Below are 20,882 nucleotides of genomic sequence, written 5' to 3'. Positions count from 1 at the left end.
CACTAATTCTTGTGGTTCTTGGTCCACTCCTACTTGTTTTGTGACTTCTAGCATAGTGCTACTTAAATCTTTAACAGTTTTGAAGATTTAAGTAACACTTAGCTATAAAAAGGAGAAATTCAATGACTAACACTAACGTGACTGTGTCAGATGCCCTAAAAAATGGTGGCTTTGATATTAAATTATCTGCTATCATCATGGGCTTTGCAAACTTTGCTAACAAACAATTGATCAAAGGCTCACTCTTTTTGCTAAGCCAAATTGTTTTTCTAATAGCATTTTTCACACAAATTATTCCAGCTGTTCATGGGCTTATTACCTTAGGAACACAAACACAAGGAATGGTTACCAAAGAAATTGATGGCATTAAATTACAAGTTGCTGTTGACGGCGATAATTCAATGTTGATGTTGATTTTTGGACTTGCTGCTCTCATTTTTTGCTTGGTTTTCGCCTATATTTACTGGTGTAATTTAAAGAGTGCTGCTACTCTTTACCAACTCAAAAATGAAGGTAGTCACATCCCAAGTTTCAAAGAAGACGTTTTAACACTTACCAATGGCCGTTTCCATATGACTTTAATGGCTGTTCCCTTAATTGGTGTTCTTCTTTTTACCATTTTACCTTTGGTTTACATGATTTGTTTAGCTTTCACAAATTATGACCATAACCATCTGCCTCCAAAATCATTATTTGATTGGGTTGGATTAGCAAACTTTGGAAATATCTTTTCAGGTCGTATGGCTGGAACATTTTTCCCTGTTCTTTCTTGGACTCTTATTTGGGCAGTCTTTGCAACTGTAACCAACTTCTTCTTCGGAATAATCTTAGCTCTTTTGATTAATACCAAAGGATTGCAATTGAAAAAAATGTGGCGAACTATTTTCGTTATTACCATTGCTGTGCCGCAATTTATTTCCCTTCTAATTATGCGAAACTTGCTCAATGATGAAGGCCCAGTTAATGCTCTCTTACAAAAAATAGGAATCATTAGCCATTCATTACCATTCTTATCAGATCCTATTTGGGCTAAATTCTCAATTATTTTTGTTAACATGTGGATTGGTATTCCTTTTACAATGTTGATTGCAACTGGAATTATCATGAATTTACCCAGTGAACAAATTGAAGCTGCTGAAATTGACGGCGCAAGTAAGTTCCAAGTTTTCAAATCCATTACTTTCCCACAAATTCTTTTGATTATGACACCAAACCTAATTCAACAGTTTATTGGAAACATCAACAACTTTAACGTGATTTTCCTTCTAACTGGTGGTGGCCCTACAAACTCCCATTATTATCAAGCAGGATCAACCGATCTTTTGGTTACCTGGCTCTATAAATTAACAGTTACTGCAGCAGACTATAACCTAGCCTCAGTAATTGGTATCCTCATCTTCGTGGTATCAGCAGTCTTTAGTTTACTTGCCTATACCAGAACAGCATCTTACAAGGAAGGAACGGCTAAATAATGAAAAACAAACGCAGATTTCAATTAGGCTTAGTCTATGCCACTCTTATTCTTCTTTCAATTGTTTGGCTCTTTCCAATTGTTTGGGTAATCCTGACAAGTTTCCGTGGTGAAGGTACTGCCTATGTTAATTATTTCTTACCCAAAACACTTACTCTAGAGAATTACATCATGCTCTTTACAAATGAATCTTTTCCTTTTGGAAGATGGTTTGTTAACACTTTTATGGTAGCGACATTCACTTGTATCATTTCAACCTTTATAACAGTTGCAATGGCTTACTCCTTAAGTCGTATCAAATTTAAACACCGTAATGGTTTCTTAAAACTGGCACTTGTTCTAAACATGTTCCCTGGTTTTATGAGTATGATTGCTGTTTATTATATCTTAAAAGCTCTTGGCTTAACTCAAACCCTTACAGCACTTGTTCTTGTTTATTCTGCTGGTGCTGCTCTTGGATTTTACATTGCTAAAGGATTCTTTGATACCATTCCTTATTCACTTGATGAGTCAGCCATGATTGATGGTGCCAGTCGAATGGAGATTTTCTTCAAAATCACTTTACCACTATCAAAACCAATCATCGTTTACACAGCCCTATTAGCCTTTATGGGCCCTTGGATTGACTTCATCTTTGCCCAAGTTATCCTTGGTGATGCAACAAGCAAATACACTGTTGCTATTGGTCTTTTCTCAATGCTACAAGTTGATACCATCAATGAATGGTTTAGAGCTTTTGCAGCAGGATCTGTCCTAATTGCTATTCCAATCACTATTCTCTTTATCTTCATGCAAAAATATTATGTTGAAGGTATTACTGGAGGATCTGTAAAATAGAACTTCCCCTTAAAGGGCAACCATTCTTCTACTTTTTAGAAGGATGGTTTTTTGATTTCCTTACAAGAAATGGCTACAATTTTCTCTTTCTTTGTGAAAAGACTTGAAATGAATGGACTAGACTTGGGTTAAGCCTTGACTTTTATAGATATTTTGTATATAACAAAAGTATGAAATCTAAAGTTACAATCAAAGACATTGCCAGAGAAGCAGGTGTTTCAGTTGCTACTGTTTCTTATGTTTTAAACAATCGAAACGATCAAAAAATTAGCGATGAAACAAGAGATAAAGTACTTCATATTAGTAACTTACTCAACTATACTCCCAATCAGGCTGCACGTTCACTTGTGACACAACAATCCAATAGTATTGTTCTTTATTATAAAAACAGTTCTTCATTATTAGTTAGAGCCGAACAGATGTACACTATTGAAGTACTTTCTTCTTTTCTTCACAAACATGATTACCAATTGGTTTGTCTAACAGAAAATACCATTGAGAAATTTGATTGGGCCGATCTTATTTTAACTTTAGACTGCGATAAAGATACCTTTTACAAAATTGGTCAATTGAATTTTAAGCCTCTGATTGCCTTAAATAGTCTTATCAATGACCCATTGTTTTTCCAAATCACTACTGACTATTTGCAGTTAAAGCAAAAAGCAGACACCTTTTTCAAAGGAAAACCTTATACTTTTATCAGTCTTCCAATCAATGATGATAACCTCAGACATAGACTCTTAGAATTCTTTCCGTCAACTGTTTTTCTTGAAACAATTGACCATACACTTGCTGATTTAACTGAAAACATCCTAATCATTGATGACTCATTAGACAAAGTCTTTGAACATCACCAAAATAAACTGTTTCTTCCTAAATTAAGTAAAGAAAAATGTGCGTTCATTTTAAGAGCTATTGAATGGGCTAAAAAAAGGCAACCTGATAAAAATCATGATATTTTACTTTAATTTAGCCAATAAAACCCTAAAAAACCAACACAATGAAAAACAATTGCTTCCAATTTATTAGGAAGCAATTGTTTTTTCTAAAAATCCCATGAGGGAAACCTTAATAAGCCCTGATATCATCTCTAAAGTGTGTTTTATAAAATACCAAGGTTAACATTAATAAAGTCCCAAACACCTGTGTATGCATCACAAAAAGGGGATTTGAAGCAAATAAACTGATTCCGACTGAAACTAGGGTTGGTAAAGCAAAACAGTTAACCATTAGCCCAAAACATTCTGAATAACTTTTTATATCAAATAATCTTGATTTTCTGCTCAAGGATAAAAACAGTGTGCCTAAACCAATAACCAAAAACGTAGCAAAATAAATTAAAAGTGAAAAACTGAGTAAAAGATAAGCAAGAAGACTGGCTTTATTACTCTGATACCACTGATCATTAATAAACTGTTTAACAGCCTTTACGTCTTTAAATTGCTTCAAGGACATTTCCTTTCCACTGACTTGAGCTGTCATCATTTTACCCTCTGGCGTAACAAAGATCCACCTTTTTTCTGTAAGGATAATATGCCTTAATTTTTTTGCTTTTAATCTTTCTTTTTCTTGAGGGCTTGGTAGAACGGCTAACGCCACTTGTCCATCCCTAATGAGCTGTGAATTGCCTTGGTAACGATTAGCAGTAATCTCACCTTGACTGAATGCAAGAAAGGTTTTATCTGTAATAGGATCTAAAGCCCTATTCACAATTTTCTCTACTGAGTAAGTCTTAAGTTGCGCATAGTGGAGGGTAACAGGAATCATAATTAAGGCGTTCAAAAAAACAATTAGGAGGAAATTTTGCCACCATCTAAAGCTATCAAGATGTGAAAAGATAGCCTTAGGAGTCATGCTATAAGCAAAATAAGAAATTGGAAAGTGTTTCTTTGTTGTCATTAATAAGACTCCTTGTTTTATTATCCCTTAGTTCCACCACTTGTCAATCCAGATACAAAGTTCTTTTGTAAAAAGAAGAAGAGAATTGAAATAGGTATAGCAATTAAAATAGCACCCGCAGCAAACAAAGTAACCTTAGGATTTCTAGCATCATTTGTAATAAAAGATTGTAAACCAACAGCTACAGTATAATGTTCTTGTGACCTTAACAAAAATTTAGCTAACATAAAATCTCCAAATGGTCCCATAAAAGCCCATAGTGCCTGAACAGCAATCATTGGCCTCACTAAGGGCAAGACGATTTGATAGAAAGTTCTCAAATGTCCAGAACCATCTAACTTAGCGGATTCATCTAAATCATATGGTACGGTATCAAAATACCCTTTCATCAGCCATGCATTCATTGGAATGCCTCCGCCGACATAAATTAAGATTAAGAACCAATAGTGATTTAAAGCATTAAATAACCAAGCCATCACAAAATAGGCTGTCAATGCTGCCATAGTAGGTACCATTTGAACGACTAAGAAAAAGACCAAGCTTTTCTTACGGCCAACAAACTGATAACGACTATAAGCATATCCCGTTAAGGTAATCACTGTTACCTGAATCACCATTGTGAAAAAGGCAACCACTAAAGTATTCCAATACCAACGCAAGTAAAGCGTCTCATGAAACAATGTGTTAAAGTTTGCTAAGGTCCAAGGCCCCTTGATATTAAAATTAAAAGCTGTCGTGTTTCCAGGCCTAAAAGCCGAGCTGACCGTTACTAAAATCGGAAATAAGATAACAGTAGCTAACACTAAAAGATAGAAGTAGGTTAGTATTTGTGTCAGTAGGCGTTTTTTCTTCATCGACCCCTTACCAATTATTTTTCGCATTATCTGTCCTCCATTTCAAAAGCATTACATTTTTTAAAGGTTATAAGCGATACTGAAATAACAATCAACGAAATGATTAAGGTTACTGCGGATGCCATTGAAAATTGAGGAGAGGTTTGTGTTGTTAATTTGTAAATCCAAGAAATCAAAATATCACTTGTTCCTGCACCACCACCTACCGTTCCTGGTCCTCCATTATTAAAGAGGTAAATAATAGAAAAATTATTAAAATTAAAGGTGTACTGTGAAATTAAAGTTGGTGCTGCTACTGCCAAAATCATTGGTAAGGTAATAGTACGAAATTTCTGCAAAGCTGTTGCACCATCAACCGTTGCTGCCTCATACAAATCTTGTGGAATAGCTTGTAAAATCCCAGAAACAAGGATATAAATGTAGGGAAAGCCTAACCATCCTTGAACCATAATGACAGCTACTTTTGTCCAGAAAGGATCCGTTTTCCAAGGGACTATTCCAAATTCAACAAAAGGAATGATTTTTTCTAAGAAGGGTAGGACTTGAAGGTTCATTGCGCCAATGGAGTCATTAAAGAAATTCCCAAAACTCATAATAGAAATAAATGCAGGAACAGCCCAAGGAAGTAGAAAAATAACTCCAAAAATGCGTTTCCCTTTAATAAATGATTGGTTTGCAATCACAGCTGTAGCAAGACCAATAACAATTTGTAAGCTGGTTGCTAGGAATGTCCAGATGATTGTCCAAGATAAAACAGACGTAAAAGCTGCTTTAAAGGTGCTTAATTCTAAAATGTTTAAAAAGTTTTTTGCTCCCACCCAATCGAGTAGTCTGTAAGGCGGAACATGCCTAAAATCATAATTTGTAAATGCAATCAATAAGGTCACAAGAACTGGGAAAATAATTGCAAACCCCATCGCTAAATAAGCTGGAATAACCAGCAAATAAGGAAAGCCTTTTTCATAAATCGACTCTAGCATTTCCCTAACTGTCACTGGAATAACCTTACCTTTATTACTGTCTCTAGCAACACTTTTAGCATCTCTCATTGCTAACAGATGTATAAAGACAAATAAAACCATAATAAGTAACTGCATTGCCCCTTTGATTAGTAAAAACAAAGAGTGATCTTGCATTGGAATCTTACCAAGAGTGTACAAACCAATCAATGCAGGAATGCCTAAAAAATACAATTCAAGCACTTCTGCCAAAAAAACAATTAGTAGAATAAGACCTTTCACTCTTTGTTGATTATACAGTTGACCAAGGCCTGGAATAATAGAAAGCAACATTGCTTTGTTTGGATTTTTTTGATTTCTTTCAGTTCCCATTTACTGTCTCTCTTTCCATAGATTGCCTTTATCCTCCCTAATTGTACTTAATTTTATAACAGATGACCAGTTAATTTTTAACGGTAATCGTTTGTGCTTCAGAGTTTGTTCTTATAGTGTAGGTTTCTGGGCTTGTCCAAGAAATTTCTCCATTACTATTTTTCTTCACAAGTTTGATATGAATGTCTTTATTGATTGGCAAATTAACATCGTAAAACCAATTTGGGTATTTTGCAATGGACGCAGTATCATTAAAAATTGGTCCTATAGCATTTTTACTATCATTAGCACCCAGTTCAAAGACATCTCCTAAAAGATAGAGTTGTTCACCAGGACTTGTCTCAAAATGATTAACCATCAAGCGTATTGGAACTTGTTTTCCTGTAAGAACCTCAAAAGCTTTATAAACATTACTTGTTTGACCATTCGCAGCCTTTACTGAAATATCATAATAGCCAGCTGCCATTTCTGGTATTTTAATTTTTATCATTGTATCAGACCATGAAAGCACTTCTGCTTGTATTGCTCCAAAATTAACTTGACCCTTGCTACTTCCAAACCCTTGCCCTACTAAAGTCAACTCATTTCCTGAAATTCCCATTGACGGATCAACATCTCCTAATTGAGGGTGCTCACTTGATTTCATTGAACTCCAAACCGCAACCTCTCCTGGCTGTAACTCGAAAGTTTCTACATCTCCACTTTGAGAAACTGTTAGAGAATTTCCCTTCATCAGTTTACCTAAGACATCTTCATGTTTACCTGCTGGAAGTGATGTTTTCATATTGTCAATTGTAAAAACGTTCGTTTGATTTCTGTTAATCGCTACTAAAGCAACATTATTTCCAAATTTTCTCTCAAAAACTAAAACATCATCGTTTATCCACCTTTGTTCAGTTGTCCCATAACTTAAGGCTGGGTTTGTTTTCCTTAGAGGGGCTAATTTGCTAATGATTTGGTATGCAACTGTTTTATCAAAAGAAGGCATATCCCCTCTATTATTAGGATCTTTATCACCTGTTGCATATTGCTCTGAGCCATAATAAATATTTGGAACTCCCCTAGAAGTCAGTAATAAGGCATAAGCTTGATTTATTGCTGTTTGATTATTATTTACTTTTGTCGCAAACCGTTCCATATCATGATTATCGATAAAGGTCACTTGATCGTTTACCTCATTGGTAACCGAATCTCTATTTTCAAGCACTTTATAAAAATCAGTCATCGTAAAGGCTGAAAATCCTGTATAAAGGCTTCTAACAGCATTAGCAAATCTAAAGTCTAGTAGACCCATTCCACTGTTGTTGGCAAATGTAGTCATATCAAAGTCATCATTTGTATGCCCTGAAAACCATTCTCCAAAAGTAAAAACATTATGTTTTTCATAAATATGACTTAACCAATTTTTTTGCCAACCTTGTGACATATGTTTTACAGCATCTACTCGGATACCGTCTATTCCCATATCTAACCACTTATCAATTGCTTCTTTCATGTAAGTATCAACTGTTGGATTGCTATTGTTTAAATCAGCTAGTCCATACATGGAATGATAAATAGAATTTTCAGATGTTTGAAAATTTGTCCACCCTTCATGATTGAAAAGCTTGTTCTTATCGTCTTTAAAGCCCCCTAATTTATTACCATTCTTATAAAGAGCACCATCTTCTGGAAATACCGTATCTCCACTTTCTGCTGTAGAAGTATGATTAGGAGCAAAATCAATAACAACTTTAATGTTTTTAGCATGAGCAACTTCAATGAGTTGCTTAAAATCATCCTCTGTGCCGAAATGTTTATTTGTTTTAAAGAAATCTTTGGCCCAATAACCATGATAAGCAGCACTGCCATTGGACGGATCAATACTGTCAATATTCTCTACAGGAGATGAAATCCAAATAGCAGTAATCCCCATGTCTGTCAAATAGTTATCATTAATCTTTTCTATAATTCCTTGCCAATCCCCACCATGATACTTTTTAAGATCATTTTTATCAAAAACGTCTGAACTTCCATTATTAGACGGATTACCATCCTTAAATCGATCTGTGATAATCTGATAAATTGTATCCGTTGAAAAATCTGCTTTTGTTGTCACAGATGCATTTTCTGTTGCTGAAACGGTTAATGGTGCTGAAGCTAAACCTAGTAATATAAGAGAGGTCGCTAACCATTTTTGAGATTTTCGATTTGTTTTCTTCATATTATTATCCTTCTAACTAACTTATCCTAATACAACAAAGCCTCCAGGAAGTAATTCTTGTGTTTGAACATTTAGTCTATTAGCAGTTATGATCTGGTTACAATTAACAATATCATAAGCAGTTTGACCATTATTAATCATAAGTGTGATACTTTTCTTATTTAAACTTCTAGTCATCTTAAAGCAGTCATCGACACTTCCAATACTAATGCTTCCTTCTTGAATCACATCAAGCTTTCTTAAGGCTATAATTTCTTTGACCTTATCTAATAATGCCTTATCCCAGTTTTCTTCATTCCAATCAAAACCACGGCGAGAATCCGGATCATAGGAGCCCTCCATAGCCAATTCTGTTCCATAATAAATACATGGAATTCCCATAAATGTGACTAATAAAGCTAGAGCAGCCAGAAGTTTATCTTTTGACCCATTAACCTGTGTAAAAAAGCGATGAGTATCATGAGAATCTAATAAATTCAAATTCATCTGATTTACTTGCCAGGTGTTTCGCATTAAAATATGACTTAACTTTTCAGCTAGGACTTGTGAATTAATGGTCTCAAATGCAAAATAATCTAAACAAGCCTTTGTAAAGGCATAATTCATAATGCCATCATATTGATCTCCTGACAAATAGGGATAGGCATCATGCCAATTTTCACCAATCAAAATTGCATCAGAATTTTCAGCTTTAATCGCCTTACGAAAACGCCGCCAAAAATCATGCGAGACCTCATCTGAAACATCAAGCCGCCAACCATCAATCTGAAATTCTTTAAGCCAATAAAGCCCAACAGCAATCAAATAATCTTGAACCTCTTTATTAGAAGTGTTCCATTTAGGCATATAATTGCAACCAGCAAAGGTTTCATAATTAACCAGTGCCATTGAAACAACATCCTCATGGGGCATAAACCAATTAAAAAACTGCGATGATTTCCCATTTTTTAGGACATCTTGAAATGCATCACACTCACTACTGGCATGATTAAAAACAGCATCCAATATGACTTTTATTCCCATCTTATGTGCTTCAGAAATTAATTCTCTTAAATCATACTTAGTGCCAAATTGTTTATCAACGGCATAGTAATCACTAATATCATACTTATGATTACTAACAGAGTTAAAAATAGGCGTTAAATAAATCACATTAATTCCAAGCTGATTTAGATAGGCAAGTTTATTAGTAATCCCTTTGATATCCCCCCCTGCAAAACTCTGAGGGGTTGGTTTTCCAAGCCATTCCATATTAATATAATCATCTTTTTTGTTAAAATCACCACGGTTAAAACGATCAACAAAAATTTGATAAAACACTGCTTTTTTTGTCCATGAAATGACCTTATGAACATCAATAGCATTAATATATGGCATTTGGAAAAAATTATAAAAACCATTGCTAAAATCATAATTAGCCGTAAGACCATCTTCACTAAAATAGTATGTCTTTCCCATTTTTTCAATTGTAAAAATATAGGCTAATCTAACATCATCTAACAGTAATCTTGTTTCAAAATAAACATGTGTTTGATCTCTAAAAGCAACAACCATCTCTTCTTCTTTTTGAAATTCATGATAACTATACTTTGGACCATAAACCAATTTTACTCTGATATCAGCGTCCTCTTTAGCTACCCTTAAACGAATAACAAGTTCATTTTTTGATAGAGCAAAACAATACCTTGAATCAGGAACATGCAATATTCCAGCACTATTCATTCATTCCTCCTTTAATTATTTCAAAAAAAGAAAGGAAGATACGAAACACTCGTGTTTCGCCCTCCTTTAATTTTTATTCCGCATATTTTTGCTCAATAGCTTCCTTAATTGTTTTTTCGGCTTCTTTTGCTGCACTAGAAGCATCTTTTTTACCTGAAGCGACATTAAAGAACATGTTTGCACCTGGTTCCCAAACTTCAGCCATTTGAGGAATATTTGGCATTGGTTGAGCATTCGCAAATTGGCTAACAACAGCTTTTGTTAATTCATTGCCTTGTTCAGATGCGTAAGTACGAGCACTCAAATTTGCAGGAATCTCTTGAGTTTTGTCATAAAAAAGTTTTTGATTTTTAGCATTTGTGACATAATCTAAGAATTTTTGAGCATTTGTTTTTCCTTTAGAATAATTTGAAATAACCCATGCTTTTCCTCCAGCGAAGGCTTGATATTTCTTACCATTGGTTAATGTCGGAATTTCTGCCACTCCAAAATTAACCCCGGCATCTTTGAAAGATTTCGCAGCCCATGGACCATCAATGATGACACCAGCTTTTTTACTTGTAAATTGTTCAGTAATAAAATCACCAGCTTTTTTAGCATCTTGCATACCTTGTGGCCACGAAGCATACCATTGTTTAGCATAATTTAGTCCAGCAATGGAACCTTCATTTCCAATACCAATATCCTTAGCTTTTGTTCCATTTTCACCAAAAACATATGCTCCATGTCCTGCAATTAAACCATAACCATAATAAAAATCTGTCCATTTGGCAAGAAATCCAACAGATTTTCCAGATTCAGATGAAAATGCAAATTTCGGGTCTTTATGCAATTCTTCTAACTCTGCAAATGTTTTTGGCGCATTTGCCACTAAATCTTTGTTGTAATACGTAACTAGTGTTTCAACAACATCAGGAGCTCCAAAAACTTTACCATTAATAGAAACAAGATTTTTAACAGTCTCATCAAAGTCTTTAGCGTTTCCTAAGGATACTTCCGCAATTTGACCTTCTGAGCCTAATCCGCCTACACGGTCATAGGGTGCCAAAAATACATCTGGTGCTGAACCTGTTGGACCATCTGTTGAAAGCTTATCTAGGGTGTCAATCATTCCTTCTTTTTTAACCTTAACAGTAACCTTATTTTCTTTTTCAAAGTCTCCTTTTATGCTATTAATATAATCAGCATAACCTTCATCAACTGACACAACAATTGTTTTACCATCTGGTTTTTGCGCTTCTTTTGAAGCAGAGCCACAAGCTGTTAAACTCATTAGAGAGGTTAGAGATACTAGACCCAAAACAGACAGCTTTTTCCAATTTAGCGACATAATAATTCCTCCAAAAAATGGATGTCTCACATCTCTTTCAAGTGTGAAAACATCGTGATAGTTTTTAAAATAAAACATATCAAGTCGACTTCATCAAAACCCCAAAGTCGACTTAAACGTTTAAGTTGACTTTATTTTAACGTAATCGCTTACAATTGTCAATCACTTTTCTGAAAAAAGAGATAAAAAAAGACAGAAAGTGATGTTTTCTGTCCTTATAACGCATTTATTTTTTCTTGAGATGAAATGATGTTGTTGCCCACTCATCAGATAAGAAATAGTCACTTATTTCATAATGGGGTGCTTTATAATCTTCTGTTAAAAATGGGTAAACAGCTTTATCAAAGGCAAGCCAACCATTCCAGCCTATATGAATAGTATCCTCCATAAAATAGGGATCTCCACCATTTTTTGAGAAATCAGCAATATTATTGAAACCTTGAAGTTCCAATTGGTACTTCATTTTATCAACAGCTTCTTGATATTTTTTCTGATTCAAACCAGTGTATTGGGCCCAAGCTTTATTAACTGGTGTGATAACAAAAAGAACTTCTGTTTTTTGCTTTGCAAATTCTGACAAAACTAATTGAAAATCGTTATATTCTGGTGACTCAATATAGGTATTATTACTCTGAAAATTTTTGTAAAGGTGAAATTGAGGAGCAATTCGTGCAGAATAAAAGCTATTTTTTATCCTAAACTTATTGTTTGAGGTTGCAATTTCTCCTCTTTTGGTTGCCAACTCATGTAGCCTATCATATGAAAATTGCTTGGGTAAACCAAGAACTCTTGGCATAATACGGTTTTCAAAGTTGTCCGACTTCCCTAAAAAACTGAATAAGGATTCTTCACGCAAAGAAATATTCTCTTCCAATTTAAGCAGACCTCTATCAAGCTTACTTAAAGCAATGCCATTACTGATTTTCTTCAGTAAATTTGCTTTGGCTACTCCAGGATTAATGGCAAGCATGCGTTTAGCTGCAATTTTTGATTCTTCATTATTTTTAGACTGTAAGAGAAAAGCAATCACTTGACTATTTGATAAATAACTTTGAACAGCTCCAGGATTGGTTCCCTCCGGCGTAAACCATTGTGGCGAAATCACAAATACTGCTTTCTTTTGATGAAGTTGTTTTGAAATTTGCTGCATCCCGTAATATTGTGATAAAGAAGCTGATCCTCTTTTTCCAATCAAATAAGGACGGTAAGAACGGTTGTATTTTTCAGCCAAAACAGAAGGATGCATGCTATCCATACGATTCCATTCACTAGAACCAAAAAATGGAACAAAACGGTGTTTTGGATCTGATAAGGCTTGTCGCTTGATTAAACCATTTTTAAAAGATGTGTCTGAAATGGCAACAGCATTTGCTTTTTCCTCTTTTAAAGAATGTTTAAGCTCCAAAGGGAAGGAAAAAACTGTTAAACTAACCAAACAAATGGCAATCACTACTGGGCCTAAAATCACCCAAAGGCGTTTACGCATTCTGTAACTCCTTAATTCCTTCCACTATTTTTGTTACAGTATTCCAATCATCACGACCAAACTCAGAAATTGGAACTTTAATGTTAAATAATGATTCAAGTTCAACAATTAATTCTACTGTGCCTAAACTGTCAAGAACACCTGCGTCAAATAAATCCTCATCTTTGATGTCTGAGACATCTTCCATAAATAAACGATCAAATAGGTCAATTACTGTTTCTTCAATATTAGTATTCATTTTATACTTCCTTCTAGTTAAGTGTATTGTTAAACCAGAGTTTATTTAGGAAACCTGAGAATAACAAGAGAGAGAACATAACAATATGAAAGGTTATCACAATTGATATGACATGGAAAAATTTACTTTGAAACAAGGGAGATAAGCCCTTCTTCTTACGGTTTCGGTTAATTTCTTTTTTCTTTCTGAGCCAAGCATCGTTAATAATTAAACCAATACCGTGGAAAAGCCCATAGGCAATATAATACCATGTTAAACCGTGCCAGAAACCCATCAAAAGCATATTCACTAAATAAGCAAAACTTGATGTTGTATTTCTATTTTTAAAGACCTTATGCTTGATTAAAAAATGAACCAGACGCATAAAGACAAAATCTCTAAACCAGAAAGACAAACTCATATGCCATCTGTTCCAGAATTCTTTCAAATTAGGAGATAAAAAGGGTTTCTTGAAATTTTCCGGTGTTTTTATTCCCATCATGTAAGAAATAGCAATGGCAAACATTGAGTAGCCAGCGAAATCAAAGAATAAGTTCAATCCATATACATACATTACATAGATAGTTGGCTTGTTAAATAACCCACCAGCAAGGGTTGCCTTACTCTCCAAAATCGGCAACAATAAACTGCCTAAACAATAAGAAATAATATGCTTATATAAGAAACCAAGCATGATATACATGACAGCTTTATTTAGCATATCCATATAATCTTTTTTGTTAGGAAGATGTAAATAATCTGATTGAAAACGTCTAAAACGATCAATTGGACCACTTGAGAAGGTTGGTAGAAAAATCATAAACCGAACAAAGTCTTTTAAAGAAAACTCCGTTAATGTCCCATCTCGCATCTCAATAATCATAGCCACACTTTTAAAGGTGAGATAGGAAATCCCTAAAAAACTAAACAAAGACTGATTAGGGTTTTCAGAAGTAAAAGGTGCTATTTTGACTAAAATAAGAGGCAGCAAGGTTACCAAAATACTGCTGTAAAATATAGCTGTTTGATTCTTGTGTTTTCGGTAATTTTGATAAGCAAAAACAATAGCAATTTGCCAGATTAAATAGCTTGTAAAGGCAATTAATTGATGGTAATTATCACCACCAAACATAAAGAGAATAAACAAGAAACTAACCAGCGTTTCATAAAGTGCAAATCTCTTTTGCTTAAAAATACCAATAACAATAGGAAGTAAAGCTAATAATAAATAAACGAAATAAATGGGATTACCGTAAGATTCCATGTAAGGAATATGCTCAAAGATAAGCCTCATCTATCATTTACCTCACTGATTAATTGTTTAATATCGATTTTTCCATTTGGCGTTAATGGCAATTGGTCACGATAAATAAATTTAGATGGCATCATATAAGACATCATATTATCTTTAACGGACTCTTTGATAGCTTTTGTAATGTCAAGTTCTCTATTAAATTGTTCCTTAACACCTTCTTTTAAAATAACAAAGGCTAATAAATTCTGAACCTTGTGTTCCTTATTGTAACGAGGAACAGCAACTGAAGATTCTACAAAATGGGATTGATTCAACTGTTGAGAAACATCTTCTAACTCGATACGATAACCAGCATATTTGATCTGAAAATCTAAGCGTCCACCATACAGAAGAACATTATCACTTGTTAGTGAACCAACGTCACCAGTATGATAAGCCGGAAGTCTATTAAAGGTGAAGAATGCTTCGGCTGTTTTTTCTGGATTATTAATATACCCTTTTGAAACTGCTGGACCAGTCACAATGATTTCGCCTTGTTGACCCGATTCCAATTGATTTCCATCACTGTCAATAACAAAAGTTGGTGAATCTGGTTTAGGATATCCAATTGGTAAACGGGTTAAAGTAGTGATCATATCATCTGTAATTGCAATAGCTGATAAAGCAACTGTGGCCTCTGTTGGGCCGTATGCATTAACAATTCTAGCATCTGGGAACCGCTCTTTTAATTTTCTTGCAGTTGATACGGTTAATTCTTCCCCATCAAAATAAAAATGGGTCAAAGATGGCATTTTTTCTTGACAAAAATCATCACTAAGCATTGCCATATCAGCAAATGATGGCGTCGAAGTCCAAATACCAATTGGCAGTTGGGCAATCGTTGTAAATAAAATTTTAAAATCTGAAATGATATCTTTAGGTAGAGCAAATAAAGTACCACCCAAAGCTAAGGTTGGTGCCCAATACATTACGGATAAATCAAAAGAATAAGGTGGCTGAGCCAACATTTGTGGTTGATTTGGAATAGCAAATTCTGGATCTTCAATCATCCAATTTGTAAAACTAAGGAGATTATCATGTGAAATCTGAACCCCTTTTGGTTTTCCTGTTGTTCCTGACGTGAAAATAATGTAGTAATTATCATCACCTAGAACAGGGCTTGTCATTTGAAATGCTTTTTTCGCTTTTTTTGCATTTTCAATAGCATTAAATGAGACTTGTTTAACAGATGCTACTTCTAGAGGCAATTCCTCAATAGCAATGATTAAACTAGGTTGTCCCACTTCAATAATTGACATAATGCGATCTGTTGCAGAATGAACATCCACAGGGATATAAGCATGCCCTGTTTTAGTCAATGCAACAAAAGTAGCTAACATATCATACGTTTGTCCTCCAAAGACAAGGACAGGCGATTTTTCAGCTAGATTGAGACTTTCAATATAAGCAGCAATGCTATCTGAATCTTCTTTTAATTGACCGTAGGTTTTTTGTTGACCAAGGCAATCATAAACCGGAAAGTCAGATTGAGTACTTGCAAAATACTCTATTGTTTCGATCATATTATTTATCATTATTTAAACCTCTAGAATTCATTGTAAATAAAGTTACTTTGACCATGACCTAGGTAACCAAAAAAATAAACGAGTAGCATTAAAATGACATAAAATAAGACTACTTTACCAATAAAAATGGAAATGGCTTTTCCATTCAACTTGTTTTTAAACATTTCTACCTCTTGTACTATTTCAATAATGCACTAGGAAAATTTTACCTTATTTTAATCTTTAGAGCAAGCTAATTTTGGGATATTAAAGAAATGAAATATTTCAATAACATTAAATTGTCCTTCTATTATTTCCGTGTCCCATTTTTACCCTTTTTTCTTAAAGTTAACTTAAGGAAATGAAAAAGTTGGCCATCAACGACAAACTTTTTTTAGTTCATCGTTTTTAATTCCAAAATCATATCTCGAATCTCAGCCGCCAACTCAAAATCAAGCATTTCAGCTGCTTCATGCATTTGTTTCTGAAGTTTCTTAACAGCTTCTTTTCGTTCACTTGCATTCATTGCTGAGAAGTCAGCTGCTTCTTCTAGACTATCCGTATCCTTAGCTTTTGTAATCGTGATAAGATCTCTAATCTCTTTTTTAATGGTTTGTGGAACAATACCATGGGCTTCATTATAGGCCATTTGCGTTTGACGACGGCGAGCCGTTTCATCAATAGCTGCCTTCATTGAATCTGTCATCTTGTCGGCATACATGATAACTCGTCCCTCAGCATTTCTAGCTGCGCGACCAATTGTCTGAATTAAACCTCTGGTATTTCTTAAGAAACCTTCCTTATCTGCATCAAGAATTGCCACCAAGCTAACCTCAGGGACGTCTATCCCTTCACGTAAAAGATTAATTCCAATCAGCACATCAAAAACGCCAAGACGAAGATCTCTAATGATTTCTGTCCGTTCTAAGGTTTTGATGTCACTATGCATGTATTTCACTTTTACGCCCATTTCTTTTAAGTAATCTGTTAAATCTTCTGCCATTTTTTTAGTCAGAGTGGTGATAAAGACCCGCTCTCCTTTTTCAGAGCGTAGATTGATTTCCCCAAGAAGATCATCCATTTGCCCCATAGTTGGACGCACTTCCACAATGGGATCTAAAAGTCCTGTTGGGCGAATAATTTGTTCAATGATTGTATCTGTTTGCTCCATCTCATAGTCACCAGGAGTTGCTGAAACATAAACAATTTGATGAACATGGCTTTCAAATTCTTCACGTCGTAACGGTCTATTATCCAATGCAGACGGCAACCTAAACCCATAATCAACCAACATCTTTTTACGGGCTTGGTCACCATTATACATGCCTTTAATTTGTCCCATTGTCATATGACTTTCATCAATCATTATCAAAAAATCTTCTGGGAAAAAGTCTAAGAGTGTATAGGGTGGTTCTCCTTCAGAACGACCATCCATATGACGGGAATAGTTTTCAACACCATTGGTATAACCCATTTCACGAAGCATTTCAATATCATATTCTGTTCGTTGTTTTAATCGCTGCGCTTCTAAGAGTTTACCTTCTGATTCAAATAATTGAAGTTGCTCATCAAGTTCTGCTTGGATTTTTGCAATTGAAGCTTCCATATGCTCATCATTAGTGACAAAGTGAGTAGCAGGAAACAGAACCAAATGGTCAACTTGCCCTAAAACCTTCCCTGTGAGACTTTCAATTTCTCTGATACGATCGATTTCATCCCCAAAGAATTCAACCCTAAAAGCATGCTCGTCTCTTGAGGCTGGAAAAACTTCTACAACATCGCCTCGCACACGAAAACGGCCACGCTGAAAATCAATATCATTACGTTCGAATTGAATGTCAACCAATTGGTTCAATAAGGTGTCACGCGATATCTCTTGACCAGGTCTTAAACTAACTGCAGAATCTGCGTATTCCTTTGGAGAGCCCAAACCATAAATACAAGAAACAGAAGCAACGACAATGACATCATTACGCTCTAAAAGTGACGATGTTGCGGAATGTCGCAATTTATCAATTTCATCATTCACTGAACTGTCTTTTTCAATATAGGTGTCGCTAGATGGCACATAAGCTTCGGGTTGGTAATAATCATAGTAAGAAACAAAGTATTCAACAGCATTATCTGGGAAAAATTCTTTAAATTCTCCATAGAGTTGTCCCGCTAAGGTTTTATTATGGGCAATAACCAGAGTTGGCTTGTTAACCTTACTAATAACTTGACTCATGGTATATGTTTTCCCTGTACCAGTTGCCCCTAATAAAATTTGTGACTTCTCTCCACCTTCAATGTTATCAACTAATTCTGCAATCGCTTGGGGTTGATCTCCTGACGGTTGGTATTTTGAAACGAGTTTAAATGCTCTGTTCTCTTGTTTATCAATCATCTTTTTTCCTCAATAGTTTCTCATTTCCTTTACACTATTGTATCATAGGACAGGAAAAAATTGGCGAATAACCTCACTTGTTCATGTTAGGTTTTCTAACATGAACAGAATGTTTTTCTTGCTATCTCTAGGCAATTCTGATATAATTAAGAATATTTTTTTAAGGAGATAAGTATGAAGAAAAAATTAAGAGGATTATTGCTTGCAGTTCTCTCAGTTACTTTTATGGTTACTGGTATTGCAAGTGCAGATACAATATCTATCGTATCTGATACAGCCTATGCTCCATTTGAGTATAAAGATTCCGATCAAGTCTATAAAGGAATTGATGTTGATATTATTAACGAAGTTGCAAAACGTCAAAATTGGGACTATAAAATGGCTTTCCCAGGTTTCGATGCAGCTGTAAACGCTGTTCAATCTGGACAAGCTAACGCATTAATGGCAGGAACTACTATCACAGAAGATCGTAAAAAAGTCTTTCATTTTTCCGATCCTTACTATGATACAAAAATTGTCGTAGCCACTAAAAAAGCACATCCCATTAAAAAATACAGCCAATTAAATGGTAAAACAATTGGTGTCAAAAATGGTACAGCTGCCCAAGGCTTTCTTGATAACTATAAAGACAAATACAAGTACAAAGTCAAAACTTTTGATACTGGCGATCTTATGTATAATAGCCTTGCTGCCGGCTCCATCAATGCCGTTATGGATGATGAGCCTGTTATTCAGTTTGCTATCCAACAAAACCAAGACCTTGCCATTAATATGCCAGGTGAAGCCATTGGTAGTTTTGGATTCGCAGTTAAAAAAGACAGTGGCTATGACCATCTTATTGAAGAGTTCAATAGTGCTTTAGGTGATATGAAAGCTGATGGCACTTACCAAGAAATCATGACAAAATGGTTGGGGAATGCTTCAGCAACATCAAAACTCTCATCATCTGGTGATGCAAATGCTAAAGCTACTCCTGTTAAAGCCAAGTATAAAATCGCATCTGATTCATCATTTGCACCTTTTGAATTCCAAAATGATAAAGGGAACTATGTCGGCATTGATATGGAATTAATCAAGGCCATTGCTAAAAATCAAGGTTTTATAATTGAAGTTGTTAACCCTGGATTTGATGCTGCTTTAAATGCCGTTCAATCAGGACAAGCTGATGCTGTTATTGCCGGTATGTCCGTAACAGATGCTCGTAAAGAAATTTTCGACTTTTCAGATTCATACTATACCTCTAACATTCTACTTGGTGTTAAATCTGGTAGCTCAATCTCATCTTACGAAGACCTTAAAGGGAAAACCGTAGGGGCAAAAAAAGGAACAGCATCCTACGACTTTTTAGACAAACATAAAGAAAAATACGATTTTAAATTAAAAGCATTCGACGAAGCCTCATCAATGTATGACAGCTTAAATTCTGGCTCAATTGTTGCTTTAATGGATGATGAAGCTATTTTAAAATACTCTATCCAACAAGGACGCAAATTTGAAACACCAATCAAAGGTGAACCTTCTGGTGAATATGGTTTTGCAGTTAAAAAAGGGAGCAATCCTGAACTGATTCAAATGTTTAATAATGGTTTAGCTTCCCTTAAAAAATCTGGAAAATACGAGCAAATTCTCAATAACTATTTAAAATCTGAAGATGCAAGTAAAGCTAAAAAGGCTGATGAATCAACCATTGGTGGTTTGCTTTCAAACAACTACAAGCAATTATGGCAAGGACTTGGAACAACATTAAGCCTAACTCTTATTTCTTTTGCTATTGCAATGGTTATTGGTATCCTATTTGGAATGATGGCTGTTTCACCAAGTAAAACACTTCGTATCATATCTTCTATCTTCGTTGATGTTGTCCGTGGTATTCCATTAATGATTGTTGCAGCATTCATTTTCTGGGGAGTTCCTAACCTGATTGAAAGCATGTCCGGTCACCAGTCTCCTATTAATGATTTCTTAGCTGCTACTATTGCTTTATCACTAAACGGTGGCGCATATATTGCTGAGATTGTTCGTGGAGGAATTGAGGCTGTTCCAGCAGGACAAATGGAAGCTAGCCGAAGCTTGGGGGTTCCTTACCCAACAACAATGCGAAAAGTTATTTTGCCACAAGCAATCAAAGTGATGTTACCAAACTTTATCAATCAGTTTGTTATCTCACTAAAAGATACAACCATTGTATCAGCTATTGGTTTAGTTGAATTGTTCCAAACAGGTAAAATCATTATTGCAAGAAACTACCAATCATTCCGTATGTATGCTATTTTAGCAATTATATACCTTATCATGATTACACTCTTGACAAAGCTTGCTAAACGTTTAGAAAAGAGGATGAATTAAG

16 protein-coding genes are annotated in these 20,882 nt (G+C 34.9%); 4 read left to right on the top strand and 12 right to left on the bottom strand.

Annotated elements, in window-relative coordinates:
* Positions 1-122: 122 nt before the first annotated feature.
* From Q9317_RS03755 to Q9317_RS03745, 3 genes are all read left to right on the top strand, one after another.
* The gene (locus Q9317_RS03755; RefSeq protein WP_016355889.1) at positions 123-1,472 is read left to right on the top strand and encodes a carbohydrate ABC transporter permease; all 1,350 of its coding nucleotides are present in this window, start codon (positions 123-125) and stop codon (positions 1,470-1,472) included.
* Positions 1,472-2,308 (top strand): sugar ABC transporter permease, encoded by an 837-nt coding sequence (locus Q9317_RS03750; RefSeq protein WP_003099170.1) that lies wholly within the window; start codon positions 1,472-1,474, stop codon positions 2,306-2,308. The genes Q9317_RS03755 and Q9317_RS03750 overlap by 1 nt, the downstream gene beginning before the upstream one ends.
* 170 nt (positions 2,309-2,478) lie before the next feature.
* Positions 2,479-3,276 carry a LacI family DNA-binding transcriptional regulator gene (locus Q9317_RS03745; RefSeq protein WP_003099169.1) on the top strand — a complete coding sequence of 266 codons (798 nt, stop codon included), beginning with the start codon at positions 2,479-2,481 and terminating at the stop codon, positions 3,274-3,276.
* Between the two features lie 100 nt (positions 3,277-3,376).
* Here Q9317_RS03745 and Q9317_RS03740 read toward each other — a convergent pair whose 3' ends face one another.
* The 12 genes from Q9317_RS03740 to uvrB form a co-directional block, all read right to left on the bottom strand.
* Positions 3,377-4,207, bottom strand: a complete 831-nt coding sequence (locus Q9317_RS03740) for a DUF1189 family protein (protein WP_305981578.1) — start codon at positions 4,205-4,207, stop codon at positions 3,377-3,379.
* 20 nt (positions 4,208-4,227) lie between these two features.
* Positions 4,228-5,088 (bottom strand): sugar ABC transporter permease, encoded by an 861-nt coding sequence (locus tag Q9317_RS03735; RefSeq protein ID WP_003099165.1) that lies wholly within the window; start codon positions 5,086-5,088, stop codon positions 4,228-4,230.
* Positions 5,088-6,392 carry an ABC transporter permease subunit gene (locus tag Q9317_RS03730; RefSeq protein WP_003099164.1) on the bottom strand — a complete coding sequence of 435 codons (1,305 nt, stop codon included), beginning with the start codon at positions 6,390-6,392 and terminating at the stop codon, positions 5,088-5,090. Before Q9317_RS03730 ends, Q9317_RS03735 begins: the two co-directional genes overlap by 1 nt.
* A gap of 70 nt (positions 6,393-6,462) precedes the next feature.
* On the bottom strand, positions 6,463-8,595 hold the full coding sequence (locus tag Q9317_RS03725; protein ID WP_003099163.1) for an alpha-amylase family glycosyl hydrolase: 2,133 nt from the start codon (positions 8,593-8,595) through the stop codon (positions 6,463-6,465).
* Between the two features lie 21 nt (positions 8,596-8,616).
* Positions 8,617-10,317 (bottom strand): glycoside hydrolase family 13 protein, encoded by a 1,701-nt coding sequence (locus Q9317_RS03720; RefSeq protein WP_003099161.1) that lies wholly within the window; start codon positions 10,315-10,317, stop codon positions 8,617-8,619.
* A 73-nt stretch (positions 10,318-10,390) separates the two neighbouring features.
* Complete coding sequence (locus Q9317_RS03715) at positions 10,391-11,647, bottom strand: extracellular solute-binding protein (RefSeq protein ID WP_017794599.1); 1,257 nt, start codon at positions 11,645-11,647, stop codon at positions 10,391-10,393.
* Between the two features lie 226 nt (positions 11,648-11,873).
* Positions 11,874-13,133, bottom strand: a complete 1,260-nt coding sequence (gene dltD, locus Q9317_RS03710) for a D-alanyl-lipoteichoic acid biosynthesis protein DltD (RefSeq protein ID WP_003099157.1) — start codon at positions 13,131-13,133, stop codon at positions 11,874-11,876.
* On the bottom strand, positions 13,126-13,371 hold the full coding sequence (dltC, locus tag Q9317_RS03705; protein ID WP_003099154.1) for a D-alanine--poly(phosphoribitol) ligase subunit DltC: 246 nt from the start codon (positions 13,369-13,371) through the stop codon (positions 13,126-13,128). The genes dltD and dltC overlap by 8 nt, the downstream gene beginning before the upstream one ends.
* Positions 13,372-13,384: 13 nt before the next feature.
* Positions 13,385-14,644, bottom strand: a complete 1,260-nt coding sequence (gene dltB / locus Q9317_RS03700) for a D-alanyl-lipoteichoic acid biosynthesis protein DltB (protein ID WP_003099152.1) — start codon at positions 14,642-14,644, stop codon at positions 13,385-13,387.
* Positions 14,641-16,179 (bottom strand): D-alanine--poly(phosphoribitol) ligase subunit DltA, encoded by a 1,539-nt coding sequence (gene dltA, locus Q9317_RS03695; RefSeq protein ID WP_003099148.1) that lies wholly within the window; start codon positions 16,177-16,179, stop codon positions 14,641-14,643. Before dltA ends, dltB begins: the two co-directional genes overlap by 4 nt.
* 11 nt (positions 16,180-16,190) lie before the next feature.
* Complete coding sequence (locus Q9317_RS03690; RefSeq protein WP_003099143.1) at positions 16,191-16,334, bottom strand: teichoic acid D-Ala incorporation-associated protein DltX; 144 nt, start codon at positions 16,332-16,334, stop codon at positions 16,191-16,193.
* Between the two features lie 209 nt (positions 16,335-16,543).
* Positions 16,544-18,535, bottom strand: coding sequence for an excinuclease ABC subunit UvrB (uvrB, locus tag Q9317_RS03685; protein WP_003099140.1), 1,992 nt, complete (start codon positions 18,533-18,535; stop codon positions 16,544-16,546).
* A 174-nt stretch (positions 18,536-18,709) separates the two neighbouring features.
* Between uvrB and Q9317_RS03680 the strand changes: the two genes are divergently transcribed.
* Entirely contained in the window at positions 18,710-20,881 is a 2,172-nt protein-coding gene (locus Q9317_RS03680; protein WP_003099137.1) for an ABC transporter substrate-binding protein/permease, read from the top strand.
* The last annotated feature ends 1 nt before the right edge of the window (position 20,882 follow it).

It is taken from the genome of Streptococcus iniae (assembly GCF_030732225.1).
Lineage (GTDB): Bacteria > Bacillota > Bacilli > Lactobacillales > Streptococcaceae > Streptococcus > Streptococcus iniae.
This window is presented reverse-complemented; position numbering and strand designations above follow the sequence as displayed.